General features: G+C 68.1%; 14 protein-coding genes. All 14 read left to right on the top strand.

All coding sequences use genetic code 11. The annotated features are described in order from the left end of the window. Positions 1-75 precede the first annotated feature (75 nt). The 14 genes from bchF (at position 76) to hemA (ending at position 15,898) form a co-directional block, all read left to right on the top strand. Entirely contained in the window at positions 76-603 is a 528-nt protein-coding gene (gene bchF, locus ACP7C5_RS11775; protein ID WP_133191451.1) for a 2-vinyl bacteriochlorophyllide hydratase, read from the top strand. Next, positions 600-1,886 carry a ferredoxin:protochlorophyllide reductase (ATP-dependent) subunit N gene (locus tag ACP7C5_RS11780; protein WP_426264394.1) on the top strand — a complete coding sequence of 429 codons (1,287 nt, stop codon included), beginning with the start codon at positions 600-602 and terminating at the stop codon, positions 1,884-1,886. The genes bchF and ACP7C5_RS11780 overlap by 4 nt, the downstream gene beginning before the upstream one ends. Positions 1,887-1,926: 40 nt before the next feature. After that, the gene (gene bchB, locus ACP7C5_RS11785; RefSeq protein WP_426264395.1) at positions 1,927-3,582 is read left to right on the top strand and encodes a ferredoxin:protochlorophyllide reductase (ATP-dependent) subunit B; all 1,656 of its coding nucleotides are present in this window, start codon (positions 1,927-1,929) and stop codon (positions 3,580-3,582) included. After that, positions 3,572-7,387, top strand: a complete 3,816-nt coding sequence (locus ACP7C5_RS11790; RefSeq protein WP_426264396.1) for a magnesium chelatase subunit H — start codon at positions 3,572-3,574, stop codon at positions 7,385-7,387. The genes bchB and ACP7C5_RS11790 overlap by 11 nt, the downstream gene beginning before the upstream one ends. Before the next feature lie 11 nt (positions 7,388-7,398). Next, complete coding sequence (bchL, locus tag ACP7C5_RS11795) at positions 7,399-8,301, top strand: ferredoxin:protochlorophyllide reductase (ATP-dependent) iron-sulfur ATP-binding protein (RefSeq protein ID WP_426264397.1); 903 nt, start codon at positions 7,399-7,401, stop codon at positions 8,299-8,301. 139 nt (positions 8,302-8,440) lie between these two features. Next, the gene (gene bchM, locus ACP7C5_RS11800) at positions 8,441-9,127 is read left to right on the top strand and encodes a magnesium protoporphyrin IX methyltransferase (RefSeq protein WP_426264398.1); all 687 of its coding nucleotides are present in this window, start codon (positions 8,441-8,443) and stop codon (positions 9,125-9,127) included. Next, complete coding sequence (locus ACP7C5_RS11805) at positions 9,124-10,617, top strand: BCD family MFS transporter (protein ID WP_133191445.1); 1,494 nt, start codon at positions 9,124-9,126, stop codon at positions 10,615-10,617. Before bchM ends, ACP7C5_RS11805 begins: the two co-directional genes overlap by 4 nt. An 18-nt stretch (positions 10,618-10,635) precedes the next feature. Further along, entirely contained in the window at positions 10,636-11,406 is a 771-nt protein-coding gene (gene puhA, locus ACP7C5_RS11810) for a photosynthetic reaction center subunit H (protein WP_133191444.1), read from the top strand. Further along, positions 11,403-12,053: a photosynthetic complex putative assembly protein PuhB gene (gene puhB, locus ACP7C5_RS11815; RefSeq protein WP_426264399.1), complete on the top strand. Its 651-nt coding sequence runs from the start codon at positions 11,403-11,405 to the stop codon at positions 12,051-12,053. Before puhA ends, puhB begins: the two co-directional genes overlap by 4 nt. Beyond that, positions 12,050-12,532 carry a photosynthetic complex assembly protein PuhC gene (gene puhC / locus ACP7C5_RS11820; protein ID WP_426264400.1) on the top strand — a complete coding sequence of 161 codons (483 nt, stop codon included), beginning with the start codon at positions 12,050-12,052 and terminating at the stop codon, positions 12,530-12,532. The genes puhB and puhC overlap by 4 nt, the downstream gene beginning before the upstream one ends. Continuing rightward, positions 12,529-12,825: a hypothetical protein gene (locus tag ACP7C5_RS11825; protein ID WP_133191441.1), complete on the top strand. Its 297-nt coding sequence runs from the start codon at positions 12,529-12,531 to the stop codon at positions 12,823-12,825. Before puhC ends, ACP7C5_RS11825 begins: the two co-directional genes overlap by 4 nt. Next, positions 12,822-13,889, top strand: coding sequence for a magnesium-protoporphyrin IX monomethyl ester (oxidative) cyclase (gene acsF, locus ACP7C5_RS11830; protein ID WP_426264401.1), 1,068 nt, complete (start codon positions 12,822-12,824; stop codon positions 13,887-13,889). Before ACP7C5_RS11825 ends, acsF begins: the two co-directional genes overlap by 4 nt. Next, the gene (puhE, locus tag ACP7C5_RS11835) at positions 13,886-14,665 is read left to right on the top strand and encodes a putative photosynthetic complex assembly protein PuhE (RefSeq protein WP_426264402.1); all 780 of its coding nucleotides are present in this window, start codon (positions 13,886-13,888) and stop codon (positions 14,663-14,665) included. Before acsF ends, puhE begins: the two co-directional genes overlap by 4 nt. 12 nt (positions 14,666-14,677) lie before the next feature. Continuing rightward, entirely contained in the window at positions 14,678-15,898 is a 1,221-nt protein-coding gene (gene hemA, locus ACP7C5_RS11840; RefSeq protein ID WP_426264403.1) for a 5-aminolevulinate synthase, read from the top strand. The last annotated feature ends 108 nt before the right edge of the window (positions 15,899-16,006 follow it).

The raw sequence follows: 16,006 nt of genomic DNA on the forward strand, positions 1-16,006 counted from the left end.
TTATTGGACGTCAATTTATATTGACACTCTGAATGGGCTGGCCCAGTCTTTCCTCACGACAAGTGGAGCGGGGAAATGCAGCAGAGCGGGCGTTCCGGCACGACATTGAGCCCCCCGGCAGCGGTGGGGCTCTACACGCCCGAACAGCGGCTGCGGCGCGACGCGACTCGCTGGACGCTCGTCCAGGGCCTGCTTGCGCCGCTGCAATTCCTCGTCTTCCTGGTCAGCACGGTGCTGGTTCTGCGCTATCTCGCGACCGGACACGGCGCGACCGCGGCGACCGTCTCGATCGTGCTCAAGACGCTGACGCTCTACACGATCATGATCACCGGGTCGTTCTGGGAAAAGGCGGTGTTCGATCGCTGGCTGTTCGCCGACGCCTTCTTCTGGGAGGATGTCGTCAGCTTCCTCGTGCTCGGCCTGCACACCGCTTATCTGGCGATGCTGGCGTTCGGGCTCGGCAGCGAACGTGGGCGGATGCTCCTCGCGCTCGCCGCCTACGCCACCTATGTCGTCAACGCGACGCAATTCCTGCTCAAGCTGCGCGCCGCCCGGCTGCAGAGCAACGGCCACGCCGCGCGCTTGCAGGCGGTGACGGCATGACCGCGCTGACCCTGCCCGCGAGCAGCGACTGCGCACCCGCCCCACGCACGGTGCTGCGCGAGCGCGGCCAGCGCGAAGTGTTCTGCGGGTTGACCGGGATCATCTGGCTGCATCGCAAGGTGCAGGACGCGTTCTTCCTCGTCGTCGGCTCGCGCACCTGCGCGCATCTGCTGCAATCGGCGGCCGGCGTGATGGTGTTCGCCGAGCCGCGCTTCGGCACGGCGATTATCGAGGAACGCGATCTCGCCGGGATGGTCGATTGCAATGCCGAGCTCGACCGCGTCGTCGACCGGCTGCTTGCGCGCCGCCCCGATATCAAGCTGCTCTTCCTGGTCGGCTCGTGCCCGTCCGAAGTGATCAAGCTCGACCTCTCGCGCGCGGCGCAGCGGCTGTCGCTCAAGCATTCGGGCACGACGCGCGTGCTCAATTATTCGGGTAGCGGGATCGAGACGACCTTCACCGAAGGCGAGGATGCGTGCCTTGCCGCGCTGGTGCCCGAGCTTGCCGCGACGGCACCTGGTGCGGCGCTCGAGTTGATGATCGTCGGCGCGCTCCCCGACGTGGTCGAGGACCAGTTCCTGCGGCTGTTCGCGCAATTGGGGATCCCGCGCGTCCACAGCTTCCCCGCGCGGCGCGCCGGCGCGATGCCGCCGGTCGGGCCCAACACGCGCTTCCTGCTCGCGCAGCCCTTCCTCGGCGAAACCGCGCGCGCGCTCGAAGATCGCGGCGCGGTGCGGCTCGATGCGCTGTTCCCGTTCGGCGCCGAGGGCACGACCGCCTGGCTCCACGCCGCCGCGGTCGCCTTCGGGATCGACGAGATGCACTTCCGCGCGGTGATCGCCCCCGGCCGCGAGCGCGCCAAGCGCGCGATCGCGCATGCGCGCGACCGGCTTGGCGGCAAGAGCATCTTCTTCCTCCCTGATTCGCAGCTCGAACTGCCGCTGGCGCGCTTTCTCGCGCAAGAGCTCGGCATGGTGCCGCTCGAAGTCGGCACGCCCTACCTCCATCGCGCGCATATGGCGCGCGAGCTCGCACTGCTGCCCGCCGAGACGGTGATCAGCGAAGGGCAGGACGTCGACCGCCAGCTCGACCGCGTCCGTGCGGCGCGGCCCGACCTGACGGTATGCGGACTCGGGCTCGCCAACCCGCTCGAGGCCGAGGGGCTGACGACGAAATGGGCGATCGAACTCGTCTTCTCGCCGATCCACGGCTTCGACCAGGCGGGCGATCTCGCCGACCTCTTCGCGCGTCCGCTGCGGCGGCGCGACGTGTTGAAGGTATGACGTCGGTGTCCGCGTCCGCTCCGCTCGACCGGGGGCTGCGATGCAGCTGACCGTCTGGACCTACGAAGGCCCGCCGCATGTCGGCGCGATGCGGATCGCGACCGCGATGGAGGGCGTCCACTACGTGCTCCACGCGCCGCAGGGCGACACCTATGCCGACTTGCTGTTCACGATGATCGAACGCCGCGGCAAACGCCCGCCGGTCACCTACACGACCTTCCAGGCGCGCGATCTCGGCAAGGATACCGCGGCGCTGTTCCAGACCGCGGTGCGCGAGGCGATCGATCGCTTCGCGCCGCAGGCACTGCTCGTCGGCGCATCGTGCACCGCCGAACTGATCCAGGACGATCCGGCCGGGCTCGCCTCGGCGCTGCGGCTGCCGATCCCGGTGATCGCGCTCGAGCTGCCGAGCTATCAGCGCAAGGAGAATTGGGGCGCGGCCGAGACCTTCTACCAGCTGGTCCGCGCTTTGTGTCCGCCGGCAAAGGCCGAGGCCGAGCCGCGCAGGGATGGCCCACACACGCCGAGCGCCAACATCCTCGGCCCGACCGCGCTCGGCTTTCGCCACCGCGACGACGTCGTCGAGATCACCCGGCTCCTCGGGACGCTCGGCATTGCCGTCAACGTCGTCGCCCCGCTCGGCGCGACGCCGGCCGACCTCGCCCGGATCCCTGACGCCGATTTCAACATCAGCCTGTATCCCGAGATCGCCGACACCGCGTGCCGCTGGCTCGAGCGCACGCATGGTCAGAAGACCGTCCGCACCGTGCCGATCGGCCACGGCGCAACGCGCGACTTCATCGCCGAAGTCGCCGCGCTTGCTGGCGTAGATCCGACCGCCGCACTCGACACGTCGCGGCTGCCATGGTGGAGCCGCTCGGTCGATTCGACCTATCTCACGGGCAAGCGCGTCTTCATCTTCGGCGATGCAACGCACGCCGTCGCAGCAGCGCGCGTCGCGCGTGATGAGTTCGGCTTCGAAGTGGTCGGCCTCGGCTGCTACAATCGCGAGTTCGCGCGCGAGATCCGCGCTGCCGCTCAGCTGTACGGGCTCGAGCCGCTGATCACCGACGACTATCTCGAAGTCGAGGACGCGATCGCCAAGCTCCAGCCCGAGCTCGTGCTCGGCACGCAGATGGAGCGCCACATCGCCAAGCGGCTGCGCATCCCGTGCGCGGTGATCTCGGCGCCGGTCCACGTCCAGGATTTCCCCGCGCGCTACTCGCCGCAAATGGGGTTCGAGGGTGCGAACGTGCTGTTCGACACCTGGGTCCACCCGCTGGTGATGGGGCTCGAGGAACATCTGCTGACGATGTTTCGCGACGATTTCGAGTTTTCGGACCACGCGGGGGCGAGCCATCTGGGGCATGGCGCCGCTCCAATCCCCCCCCGCGAACCGCAGGAGGCGGCCCCTACGCCGTCAGCGAATGGTGGCGGGGAAGCGACAGCAGGTGTCGCGCCCGCCCCCCTCCACCCCTTGGCTGAAGGCGCCGAGCTGTCCCCCGCCCACATCCCCGCCGAAGCCGAGAAGGATCAGGAGGGCTGGTCCGCCGAGGCCGAGCGCGAGCTGCTGAAGATCCCGTTCTTCGTTCGCGGCAAGGCGCGCCGCAACACCGAGCGCTATGCCACCGAGCACGGCATCGCCGCGATCACGCTCGACACGCTCTATGACGCAAAGGCGCATTATGCCCGCTAGCGCACCCAGCCCCGCCGGCTCTGGATCGACCGCGGTCCACGTCGTCATCGTCACGCTCGACAATCATCTGGCGGGCGCGGTCCAGCGCGCGCAGGCGCGGCTGGCGCGCGAAAATCCCGGGATCACGATCGGCTTCCACGCCGCCGCCGATTGGGAGGAAAAGCCCGAAACGCTCGCCGCCGCTCGCGCCGACATCGCGCGCGGCGATATCGTGCTGGCGACGATGCTCTTCCTCGAGGATCATATCCGCGCGGTTCTGCCGCAGCTCGAGGCGCGCCGCGAGGACTGCGACGCGATGGTCGGGCTGATGTCCGGCGGCGATGTCGTCAAGCTCACGCGGATGGGCGACTATCGCATGGACCGCCCGAGCGGCGGAATGCTCGCCTTGCTCAAGAAATTGCGCGGATCCCCCAAGCCTGCGGCAAGCGGCGGCGCCAAGCAGATGGCGATGCTGCGGCGCCTGCCCAAGATCCTGCGCTTCGTCCCCGGCACCGCGCAGGACGTCCGCGCCTATTTCCTGACGATGCAATATTGGCTCGCGGCGTCGGACGACAATGTCGTCGAGATGATCCGTGCGTTGGTCGATCGCTATGCAGACGGTCCGCGCCGCGCGCTGCGGGGGACGATCAAGGCGCAGGCGCCGCGCGAGTATCCCGAAGTCGGCGTCTATCACCCCGCGCTGCCCGGCCGCATCGCCACCACCGCGACCGAGCTGCCGCGTCGGCGCGATGCGCACGGCACGGTCGGGCTGCTGATGCTGCGCTCGTACATCCTCGCCAAGGATGCCGGCCATTATGACGGCGTGATCGCCGCGCTCGAAGCGCGCGGTCTCGACGTGATCCCGGCGTTTGCCGGTGGGCTCGACGGGCGTCCGGCGATCGAGGCGCTGTTCCAGCACGACGGTGTCGCGACGGTCGATGCCGTGATCAACCTCACCGGGTTCAGCCTGGTCGGCGGCCCCGCCTATAACGATGCCGCGGCCGCCGAGTCGGTGCTCGCCAAGCTCGACGTCCCCTACATCGCCGCGCATCCGGTCGAATTCCAGTCGCTCCAGGCCTGGGCGGCGAATGCACAAGGGCTGCTCCCGCTCGAATCGACGATGATGATCGCGATTCCCGAGCTCGACGGCGGCACCGTGCCGATGCTGTTCGGCGGCAAGTCCGACGGCACCGCCTGCACCGGCTGCGCACGCCACTGCAGCTTCCCCGACGCCACGACGCCGCGCGCGATGCAGCCCTGCAGCGAGCGCGCCGATATGCTCGCTGCACGCGTGCTGAAGCTGATCGCGCTGCGCCGCGCCGAGAATGCCGAGAAGCGTGTCGCAATCGTGCTGTTCAACTTCCCGCCCAACGCCGGTGCCGCGGGCACCGCGCAATTCCTCAGCGTCTTCGCCTCGCTCCACGCGACGCTCGCGCGGCTCGGGCGCGAAGGCTATCAGGTCGAGCTTCCCGCAACCGTCGATGCGCTCCGCGAGGCGATCCTCGGCGGGAACGCCGCGCGCTTCGGGACCGAGGCCAATGTCCACGCCAAGGTCGGCGCCGACGCGATCGTCGCACGCGAGACCTGGCTTGCCGAGATCGAGGCGTCATGGGGCCCTGCGCCGGGCAAATTGCAGTCCGACGGCACTTCGGTGCAGATCCTCGGGCGGCAGTTCGGCAACGTGTTCGTCGGCCTGCAGCCCGCTTTGGGCTATGAGGGCGATCCGATGCGGTTGCTCTTCGCGGGCCGCTTTGCCCCGACGCATGCCTTCGCCGCTTTCTACCGCTGGCTGCGCGAGGATTTCGCGGCGCACGCGGTGCTGCACTTCGGAACGCATGGTAGCCTCGAATTCATGCCCGGCAAGCAGACCGGCCTCAGCGCGGCCTGCTGGCCCGACCGGCTGATCGGCGATTTGCCCAACATCTATCTCTACGCCGCCAACAACCCCTCGGAGGGCGTGCTCGCCAAACGCCGCTCGGGCGCGACGCTGGTATCGTATCTCACGCCCGCGCTGACCAACGCCGGCGTCTATAAGGGCCTCGCCGCGCTGAAGGCGTCGGTCGAGCGCTGGCGTGTCGCCGCACCGGGCAGCGATGAAGCGCGAGACCTGGCCGAACTGATCCGCGACCAGGCAAACGACCTCGACCTCGGTTCTCGCGACCGTCATCCCGGCCTCGTGCCGGGGTCTACCGGGTCGCTAAACCTGCAGCCCGAGCGCGAGGATGACGGTGGACCCCGGAACAAGCCCGGGGTGACGGAGGAAGCGGCTGGCTCGCATCCGGTCTCGGACGCATGGATCGCCGATCTCGCCGCGCGCCTCTACGAAATCGAGCGCGAGCTGATCCCGCAAGGCCTCCACGTCGCCGGCGAAGCGGCAAGCCGCGAGGAGCGGATCGCGATGATCGCCGCCACGCTCCAGGCGCGCGGCGAAACGCTCCCGCCCGAGACGATCGTCGCTTTGGTCGATGGCACCCGCGCCGCCGACACGCCGCTGCTCAAGGACCTGGCGGCACTCGACGCCGCGCTGTCGGCCAATGGCGAGATCGACGGTATCGTCACTGCGCTTGCCGGGCGCTACATCCACCCGGTCACCGGCGGCGACCTGCTGCGCAACCCCGAGATCCTGCCGACCGGGCGCAACATCCACGGCTTCGACCCGTTCCGCATCCCCTCGGCCTTCGCGGTCAAGGACGGCGCGGCCCAGGCGCAGCGGCTGATCGAGCGCAGCCTCGCCGATTCGGGGCACCTCCCCGAGACGGTCGCAATGGTGCTGTGGGGTACCGACAATCTCAAGAGCGAGGGCGCGCAGATCGCGCAGGCGCTCGCGCTGCTCGGCGCGCGCCCGCGCTTCGACAGCTATAACCGGCTGGCGGGTGCCGAACTGGTCCCGCTCGAAGAGCTCGGTCGCCCGCGGATCGACGTCGTCGTCACGCTGTCGGGGGTGTTCCGCGATCTGCTGCCGCTCCAGACGCGGATGCTCGCGCAAGCCGCCTTGCTCGCGGCCGAGGCCGACGAGCCCGACGCGCAGAACTTCGTCCGCCGCCACGCCCGCGCACACGCCGCGGCGCAGGGCTGCGACCTCGAGACCGCGGCGCTGCGGGTCTTCTCGAATGCCGAGGGCGCATATGGCGCCAACGTCAATCTGATGATCGACACCGGCGCGTGGACCGACCCCGACGAGCTTGCCGACAGTTTCGAGCGGCAAAAGGGCTATGCCTACGGCGTCAAGGGCGCGCCGGTACGCCAGCCCGAAGTGCTCAAGGCCGCACTCCAGACGGTCGATTGCGCCTATCAGAACCTCGAAAGCGTCGAGCTCGGCATCACCAGCATCGACCAATATGTCGACACGCTCGGCGGGATCAGCCGCGCGGTGACGCGCGCCAAGGGCGGCCAGACCGCGCCGGTCTATATCGGCGACCAGACGCAAGGCACCGGCAAGGTGCGCTCGTTGCAGGAGCAAGTCGCGCTCGAAACTCGGACGCGCGTGCTCAATCCCGTCTGGACCGAAGGTCTGCTCCGCCACGGCTATGAAGGCGTCCGCCAGATCGAGGGCAGCGTCACGACGACGATGGGCTGGTCGGCAACGACCGGCGAGGTCGATCCCTGGGTCTATCAGCGGATCAGCGAAACCTATGTGCTCGACGCCGAAATGCGCGAGCGGATCGCGGCGCTCAATCCCAAGGCTTCGGCGCGTGTCGCCAACCGGCTGATCGAAGCCTCCGAACGCAAATACTGGACTCCCGACGCGGCGACGCTCGCCGCACTCCATGCCGCCAGCGATGAACTCGAGGATCGTCTCGAAGGCATCGTTGCGGTGGCGGCATAAAGGAATTTCGCATGGCTCTGCTCGATCCCCCCATCCCCCGTTCGACTCTGGGCCTCGACGGCGAAGGTTCACTCCAGGTCGGGCTCGACCCCAATGACCGGATCGGCAACGCCAAGGTGTTCGCGGTGTACGGCAAGGGCGGGATCGGCAAGTCGACCACTTCGTCGAACCTCTCCGCCGCTTTCTCGCTACTGGGAAAACGCGTGCTGCAGATCGGCTGCGACCCCAAGCACGACAGCACCTTCACGCTGACCAAGAAACTGATGCCGACGGTGATCGACGTGCTCGAGACGGTCGAATTCCATGCCGAGGAATTGCGGCCCGAGGATTACATGTTCGAGGGCTATAACGGCGTGATGTGCGTCGAGGCGGGCGGCCCGCCGGCCGGCACCGGGTGCGGCGGCTATGTCGTCGGGCAAACGGTCAAGCTGCTCAAGCAGCACCATCTGCTCGAGGAAACCGACGTGGTGATCTTCGACGTGCTCGGCGACGTGGTGTGCGGCGGGTTCGCCGCCCCGCTGCAACATGCCGAGCGCGCGGTGGTGGTCGCGGCGAACGATTTCGACAGCATCTTCGCGATGAATCGCATCGTCGCGGCGATCAAGGCCAAGGCCAAGAATTACGACGTGCGGATGGCGGGCGTCATCGCCAACCGCTCGGCCGCGACCGACGAGATCGACCGGTTCAATGCCGCCACAGGATTGAAGCGGCTCGCGCATTTCCCCGATCTCGACGCGATCCGCCGCAGCCGCCTCAAGAAATGTACCTTGTTCGAGATGGACTCGACCCCCGAGGTCGATGCCGCCTGCCTCGAATACAAACGCCTCGCCGCGCAGATGTGGGCCGGCTGCGAGCCGCTCGATGCGCAGCCGATGAAGGATCGCGAGATCTTCGAATTCCTGGGGTTCGAATGATGCGCTCCTCCGCCTGCTCCCTCACCGTCATCCCCGCGCAGGCGGAGATCCATACGGGCGAACGTCTCCTGTCGCTTGCGGGCGTTGCTGCAATGGATTCCCGCCTTCGCGGGAATGACAGCGGTGTGAGGCACGCGCGATGAGCACGGCGAGCTACACCCACTTCCGCGGCAATCTCGAAACCTATTTCGATCGCACCGCGGCCAAGGCGTGGGAGCAGCTCACGTCGGACGCCCCGGTCAGCGGGATCCGCGCAACGGTGCGCGCCGGGCGCACCACGATGCGCGATACGCTGCTGTCGTGGCTCCCCGCCGACATGACGGGCGTTCGCCTGCTCGATGCCGGCTGCGGCACCGGCGCGCTCGCGGTGGCGGCGGCTGAGCGCGGTGCGCAAGTGGTGGCGATCGACGTTGCGGGCAGCCTCGTCCAGATCGCACGCGACCGCGCACCGGCGCATCTGGCGATCGACTGGCGCGTCGGCGATCTGCTCGATCCCGCGCTCGGGCATTTCGACCATGTCGTCGCGATGGACTCGCTGATCCACTACCGCGCGTTCGATATCGTCGCGGTGCTGCAACAGCTCGCCGAGCGCACGCACGGCTCGATCGTCTTCACCTTCGCGCCGCAAACCCCGCTGTTGATGGCGATGCTCGGCATGGGAAGGCTGTTCCCGCGCAGCGACCGCTCGCCCGCGATCCTGCCGGTGCGCGATCGCTTGCTCCGCACGCTCATCACCAACGCGGTCCCGACGAGCCGGATCGGGCGCGACCGGCGCATCTCGGCGAGCTTCTATACCAGCCATGCGCTCGAGCTGGTGACGGCGTGAGCGACCTCTCCGCCTTGAAAGCCTCGCTAGCACCGCGCGCAGCGGCGGAGCCCGGACGACTCGCGACGGTGCGGAGCGGCGCGTTCTGGGGACGGCTCGGCACGCGCTTCCTGCCCTTTGCCGATGCCGCCACCACCGAACTCCCGCTCGGACGGCTGCTGCGGCTGTCGCTGTTCCAAGTCTCGGTCGGGATGGCGGCGGTGTTGCTCACCGGCACGCTCAACCGCGTGATGATCGTCGAGCTCGGCATGGCGTCATGGGCGGTCGCGGCGATGGTGTCGCTGCCCTTGCTGTTCGCACCGCTTCGCGCGCTGATCGGCTTCAAGTCGGACCGTCACCAGTCGATCCTCGGCTGGAAGCGCGTTCCATATATCTGGTTCGGCACGCTGCTCCAGTTCGGCGGCTTTGCGTTGCTGCCGTTTGCTTTGCTGGTGATGACGGGGCTCGGGCACGGCCCGACGATCGTCGGACAGATCGGCGCCGGGATCGCCTTCCTGATGGTCGGTGCGGGGATGCATACGACGCAGACCGCCGGCCTCGCGCTCGCGACCGATCTTGCGCCAGCCGAAAGCCGGCCGCGGGTCGTCGCGTTGCTCTATGTCATGCTGCTGCTCGGAATGATGGTCAGCGCGATCGTGATCGGCCGGCTGCTCGACCATTTCACCCCGACGCATCTGGTCCAGATCGTCCAGGGCGCAGCGGTGCTGACCGTCGTGCTCAACATCACCGCCTTGTGGAAGCAGGAAGCGCGGCGTCGTGGCGGCACGGCACCCGAGGAAAACTCCGCGCCCTTCCGCGAGATCTGGGCGCTGTTCATCGCGCGCCCGCGCACGCTGCGGCTGCTGGTCGCAACCGGGCTGGGATCGGCCGCCTTCTCGATGCAGGACGTGCTGCTCGAACCCTATGGCGGGCAAATCCTCGGCCTGTCGGTCGGCGCGACGACGTCGCTCACCGCCTTGTGGGCGGTTGGCATGCTCAGCGGCTTCGCACTCGCCGCGCGCAGCCTGGCGGATGGTGGCGAACCGCACCGCCTCGCGGGCTTCGGCGGCGTCGCGGGGATCGCGGCGTTCCTTTGCGTGATCTTTGCAGCGCCGCTGCACGCGAGCGCTTTGCTGGCGATCGGCGCGACGATCATCGGCTTTGGCGGTGGCCTGTTCTCGGTCGGCACGCTGACCGCGGCGATGGCGATCTCCGACAGCGCAGAGCTCGACGGTCGCAACGGCCTTGCGCTCGGTGCGTGGGGTGCGGTGCAGGCGACCTGCGCGGGTGCGGCGATCGCGATCGGCGCGATCGTCCGCGACGTGACCAGCGCCGCTGCAACTGCGCGCGACCTCGGCCCGACGCTCGCCGATCCGGCGACCGGCTACGGCGTCGTCTACGGCGTCGAGATCATCCTGCTGCTCGCCACGCTCGTCGTGCTCGGGCCGCTCGTCCGCCCGGTCGCACCCTCGCAGACCATTCGCTTCGGCCTGGCCGAATTTCCGGCTTGAACCCAGGGGAGACCGCCCATGCACCCGACCCTCACCCCCGGCATCGATGTGGCGATGCTCGTCTTCTACGCCTTCGTGCTGTTCTTCGTCTGCCTGGTCTTCTACCTGCGCCGCGAGGATCGCCGCGAGGGCTATCCGCTCGAGCATGAGCTGACCGGGCGGGTCGAATCCGAAGGCGGCCCCTTCCACACCGCGATCGCCAAGACCTTCAAACTCTCGTTCGGCCGTGGTACCGTCACCACGCCGACCAAGGGCCGCGAACCCTTCCAGATCGCCGCACGCCAGACCGACCGCTTCACCGGCGCGCCCTATGCGCCGACCGGCAACCCGCTGGTCGACGGCATCGGGCCCGCCGCCTACGCCAACCGCGCCAAGCACCCCGACATCGACATGGAGGGACATCCGCGCATCGTCCCGCTCGGCGCCGCGCTCGACATCACGATCGAACGGCGCGATCCCGATCCACGCGGTATGCCGATCTTTGGCTGTGACGGACGCCAGGCCGGCATCGTCACCGAACTGTGGATCGATCGCGCCGACCGGCTGGTCCGCTATCTCGCTGTCGACGGCGCTGCCGGGACCGGCGCGATCCTCGTGCCGATGATGATGGTGACGATCGACCGCCGCCGCGGCCATGTCGCCTGCGACGCGATCACCGCCGCGCAATTCGCCGACGCGCCGCGCATCGCGACCGACACGATCACCCTGTACGAGGAGGATCGCGTGCTCGGCTATTTCGGCGGCGGCTATCTCTATGCCACCCCCGCCCGTCAGGAGCCCTTCCTGTGACCGAACATGATTACGAGCCGATCCCGGGGCTGCCCGGGCTCCTCCCGCCAGGCGAGCGGATCGTGTGGCAGGGCGCGCCCGACTGGCGGGTGCTCGCGCGCCGCGCCTATCATACGCGCGCGGTGACGGCCTATTTCGGCGTGCTCGGGGTGTGGGCGGCGGTCGCCGCGGTCGCGCGCGGCATCCATGGCCCCGGAGATCTGTCGGGCCTCGCGCTGACGGCGATGTTCGGGATCGTCGCGGTCGGCCTGTTGCGCGCGCTCGCTTGGGGCGCGGCGCGCACCACGCTCTATACACTGACCAACCGGCGCGTCGTGCTCCGCATCGGCGTCGCGTTTCCGAAATGCATCAACCTGCCACTGGCGATGATCGGCACCGTCGGTCTTGCCGTTCAGGGCGACCGATCGGGCGACATCCCGCTCGCGCTGGTCGGCGAGCGCCGGCTCGGGTATCTCGCGCTGTGGCCGCACGCGCGGCCGTGGCATGTTGCCTCGGCGCAACCGATGCTGCGGGCACTTCCCGATGCAGCGCACGTCGCGTCGCTGATAGCGCGCGCGTGCCTCGAGGTGCAGCCGGGCGGCCAGGTCGCAGTGCCGGTAACTTCAGCAGCGCAAGGCCACGGCTTCGGCCAGGCGGTGGCGGCATGACCCACGCCCATCACGCCGAGCAACTCCCGCGCGGCGCGCTCATCCTGGCCGGGTCGCTCGTCGGCTTTGCCTTCCTGCTGACCGCGACCGTCCGCATCGCCCACATCCCGCCCGCCGGCTCGCCCGCCGCGCTGCGCGAGACGACGCACGTCGCAGCGGTGCAAACGCGCACGCTGCGCTTCCTCGATGCGGCCAATCGCGGCGTGCGGATCGAGGATGTCGGCACCGGGCAGACCGCGGGAACGATCGTACCGGGCCAGGAGACGGGCTTCATCCGCGGCGTGATGCGCGGGCTCGCGCGCGAGCGGCGGATGCACGGGATCGGCAGCGAGGCGCCCTTCACGCTGACGCAGTGGCGCGACGGCGAGCTGACGCTGACCGACAGCGCGACGGGGCGCTCGATCGAGCTCAACGCCTTCGGCACCACCAACCGCGCTGCCTTTGCCGCGCTGCTGCGCACGCCGGAGCTGCCCCGATGAGCCCGTTCCGCCGCAGCTGCTTCGACACGCCATGCCGGATCGAGGTCGAGCATAGCGACGAGTTCCTCTGCGCGCATGTCGAGCTGGCCGGCGGTGTCGCGATCAATCCGGGCGACCGCGTCCGCGTCCATGGCGATCCGATCCACGTCGCCTTTGGCAGCGCGCGCGTGTTCGAGCGGATCGCGACGGTCGAGCGCGCCGGGCCGATCGAACGGCTGTGGACCAAGCTCTGCGGCCATTTCGAGATGAACGAACTGTACGAAGTCAGCTTTTCGGATCGGAAACTGTCATGAACGCTATCACGCCGATCAACACGCATGGCGCCGACACGCTCGCGATCGCGCGCGAGGATACCGTGCTGTCCCCCCGCTTCTACACCACCGATTTCGCCGCGATGGACCGGATCGACGTCTCGCCGGTGCGCGCCGAATGGGACGCACTGATCGCCGAAATGGTCGCCGACCCCAACCGCCGCCATTTCCGCCGCACCAACGCCTTTGACGGCGTGATCGAAAGCTTGCCCGATGGCTTGCGCGAGGAATTCATCGATTTCCTGGTGAGTTCGCTCACCGCCGAATTCTCGGGCTGCATCCTCTACGCCGAGATCCAGAAGCGGGCGCAGAATCCCGATATCAAGGCGCTGTTCCGGCTGATGAGCCGCGACGAAAGCCGCCATGCGGGCTTCATCAACGATACGCTCAAGGACGCCGGGATCGGGGTCAACCTCAGCTTCCTGACCAAGACCAAGAAATACACCTATTTCCGCCCGAAATTCATCTTCTACGCGACCTATCTGTCGGAGAAGATCGGCTATGCGCGCTACATCACGATCTTCCGGCACTTGGCGCAGCATCCGCAGTGGCGCTTCCACCCGATCTTCAATTGGTTCGAGGAATGGTGCAACGACGAGTTCCGCCACGGCGAGGCGTTCGCGATCCTGATGCGGACCGATCCCAAATTGCTGCGCGGGCACAATGTGCTGTGGATCCGCTTCTTCCTCGTCGCGGTCTACGCGACAATGTATGTCCGCGACCACAACCGGCCGGCGTTCCACAAAGCGCTCGGGATTGATCCCGACGTCTATGACCACCGCGTCTTCACGGTCTGCTCGCAAATCACGCGGCAGGTCTTCCCGCTCGTGCTCGACACCGACTCGCCGCGCTTCCGCGCCGGGCTTGTGCGGATGCGGCGGATCGCCGCGAGGATCGATGCCGCCAAGGCGCAGGGCGGCGTGATCGGCGCGATCAAGCGAGTCGGGCTGATCGGCGCGGCAGCGGTCAATTTCGCGCATCTGTATCTGACGCCCGTCCAGCGCAACGCGATCCCCGCCTCGGCCCGGCTGGTTCCGGCCTGGTGACGATCCCGCCGCTCCTGTTCGCGCTCGTGATGTGGTTCATCGGGACCGCGGCGGTGGTGTGGCTCGACAGCCGCCCGCGCGCGACCTTCCGCACCAGCTTTCGCGTGGCAGGTGTCGCGGCAGTGGCGGCGACTGCGGCGGTGTGGTGGTCGGCGAATGATGCGAGCTGGGGCGGCGCCTATCTTGGTTTCGCAGGCGCAATCTTGATCTGGGGCTGGCATGAAATGGGCTTCCTGATGGGATTCGTCGCTGGCCCCAATCGCGCGCCCTGCCCACCCGCGGCGACTGGCTGGACGCGATTGAAGCTCGCCACCGCGACGGTGATCCATCACGAGATCGCGATCGCGGCGACCGCGCTGCTGCTGTTCGCGCTGACCTGGCGCCAGCCCAACCAGAGCGCGCCGCTGACCTTCCTCTTGCTGTTCGGCTTGCGGCTCAGCGCCAAGTTCAACCTGTATCTCGGCGTGCCCAATCTCAGCGACGAAGTCTTCCCGGCGCATCTCGCCTATCTCAAGAGCTATTTCCGCACCCGCGCGGGCAATGCGCTGCTGCCGGTGTCGGTGATCGGCTCGGGCGCGCTTGCCGGGTGGGCGTGGAGCGTCGCCGAAGCCGCGCCAGCGCAAAGCGGCGCAGCCGTCACCGCGACCTTGCTCGCAGCGCTCGCGGCATTGGGGCTCGTCGAGCATCTTTTTCTTGTGTTGCCGCTGCGCGATGCCAAACTGTGGCAGTGGGCGTCGGCAAAGACCCAAGCGGCAAAAGCCGCGATAAGAGAGTAGGAGGGGTACGCCATGGATTATGAGGCATTCTTTCAGGTCGAGCTCGACGCGCTGAAGGAGGACGGGCGCTACCGCATCTTCGCCGAGCTCGAGCGCAAGGCCGGCAGTTTCCCACGCGCGAATCATTATGCCGAGGACGGCATCGGCGACGTCACCGTATGGTGCTCGAACGACTATCTCGGCATGGGTCAACACCGCAAAGTGCTCGACGCGATGCACGCCACGCTCGATGCGTGTGGCGCGGGCGCCGGCGGCACGCGCAACATTTCGGGCACGACGCACGCGCATGTCGTGCTCGAGGCCGAACTCGCCGATTTGCACGGCAAGGAAGCGGCGTTGCTGTTCACCTCGGGCTATGTCTCGAACTGGGCGGCGCTCGGCACGCTCGCCGCGCGGATGCCGAATTGCGTCGTGCTGTCGGACGAACTCAACCACGCCTCGATGATCGAGGGAATCCGCCACAGCCGCGCCGAGTGCATCCGCTTCAAGCATAGCGACCCCGAGGATCTCGACCGCAAGCTGTCGCAGATCGACCCGTCGCGGCCCAAGCTCGTCGCGTTCGAAAGCGTCTATTCGATGGACGGCGACATCGCACCGATCGCCGAGATCCTTGACGTCTGCGAGAAACATGGCGCGATGTCGTATCTCGACGAAGTCCACGGCGTCGGGCTGTACGGCCCGCGCGGCGGCGGCGTCGCCGAGGAGCGCGGGCTGATGGACCGCATCACCGTGATCGAAGGCACGCTCGGCAAGGCGTTCGGCGTGATGGGGGGCTATATCGCCGCCTCGGCCGCGCTTTGCGATTACGTCCGCAGCTTTGCGAGCGGCTTCATCTTCACCACCGCGCTGCCGCCCGCCCTCGCCGCTGGCGCGACCGCGAGCATCCGGCATCTCAAGGCCAGCGGGTGGGAGCGCGCGCAGCACCAGGCGCGCGTCGCGCAAGTCCGGCGACGGCTCGACGCGATCGGCATCCCGACGATCGAGAATCCGAGCCACATCATCCCGGTGATGGTCGGCGATGCCAAGAAGTGCAAAATGATCAGCGACTGGCTGCTCGAGCAGCACGGCATCTATGTCCAGCCGATCAACTATCCGACGGTCCCGGTCGGCACCGAACGGCTGCGGCTCACGCCGTCGCCGGTCCATTCGGACGGCGATGTCGACAAACTGGTCAACGCGCTGTCGGAGATCTGGTCGCAATGCGCACTGGCGCGGCGCGCCATGGCGGCGTGAGGGCGGCGGCGTGAGGGCGGCGGCGTGAGGGCGGCGGCGTGAGCGGGGCCGCGCCAGCGGCGCGGCGCCAGGGGGCGAAATACACGCCGAGTCTTTCGCAACGCCCTT

The organism is Sphingomonas sp. PWP1-2 (assembly GCF_049898305.1).
GTDB classification, from domain to species: domain Bacteria; phylum Pseudomonadota; class Alphaproteobacteria; order Sphingomonadales; family Sphingomonadaceae; genus Sphingomonas; species Sphingomonas glacialis.

Excerpts from the sequence above, each read along its gene's own strand:
- bchF (WP_133191451.1), top strand. The coding sequence starts at position 76 with ATGCAGCAGAGCGGGCGTTCCGGCACGACATTGAGCCCCCCGGCAGCG.
- ACP7C5_RS11780 (WP_426264394.1), top strand. The coding sequence starts at position 600 with ATGACCGCGCTGACCCTGCCCGCGAGCAGCGACTGCGCACCCGCCCCA.
- bchB (WP_426264395.1), top strand. The coding sequence starts at position 1,927 with ATGCAGCTGACCGTCTGGACCTACGAAGGCCCGCCGCATGTCGGCGCG.
- ACP7C5_RS11790 (WP_426264396.1), top strand. The coding sequence starts at position 3,572 with ATGCCCGCTAGCGCACCCAGCCCCGCCGGCTCTGGATCGACCGCGGTC.
- bchL (WP_426264397.1), top strand. The coding sequence starts at position 7,399 with ATGGCTCTGCTCGATCCCCCCATCCCCCGTTCGACTCTGGGCCTCGAC.
- bchM (WP_426264398.1), top strand. The coding sequence starts at position 8,441 with ATGAGCACGGCGAGCTACACCCACTTCCGCGGCAATCTCGAAACCTAT.
- puhA (WP_133191444.1), top strand. The coding sequence starts at position 10,636 with ATGCACCCGACCCTCACCCCCGGCATCGATGTGGCGATGCTCGTCTTC.
- puhC (WP_426264400.1), top strand. The coding sequence starts at position 12,050 with ATGACCCACGCCCATCACGCCGAGCAACTCCCGCGCGGCGCGCTCATC.
- ACP7C5_RS11825 (WP_133191441.1), top strand. The coding sequence starts at position 12,529 with ATGAGCCCGTTCCGCCGCAGCTGCTTCGACACGCCATGCCGGATCGAG.
- acsF (WP_426264401.1), top strand. The coding sequence starts at position 12,822 with ATGAACGCTATCACGCCGATCAACACGCATGGCGCCGACACGCTCGCG.
- hemA (WP_426264403.1), top strand. The coding sequence starts at position 14,678 with ATGGATTATGAGGCATTCTTTCAGGTCGAGCTCGACGCGCTGAAGGAG.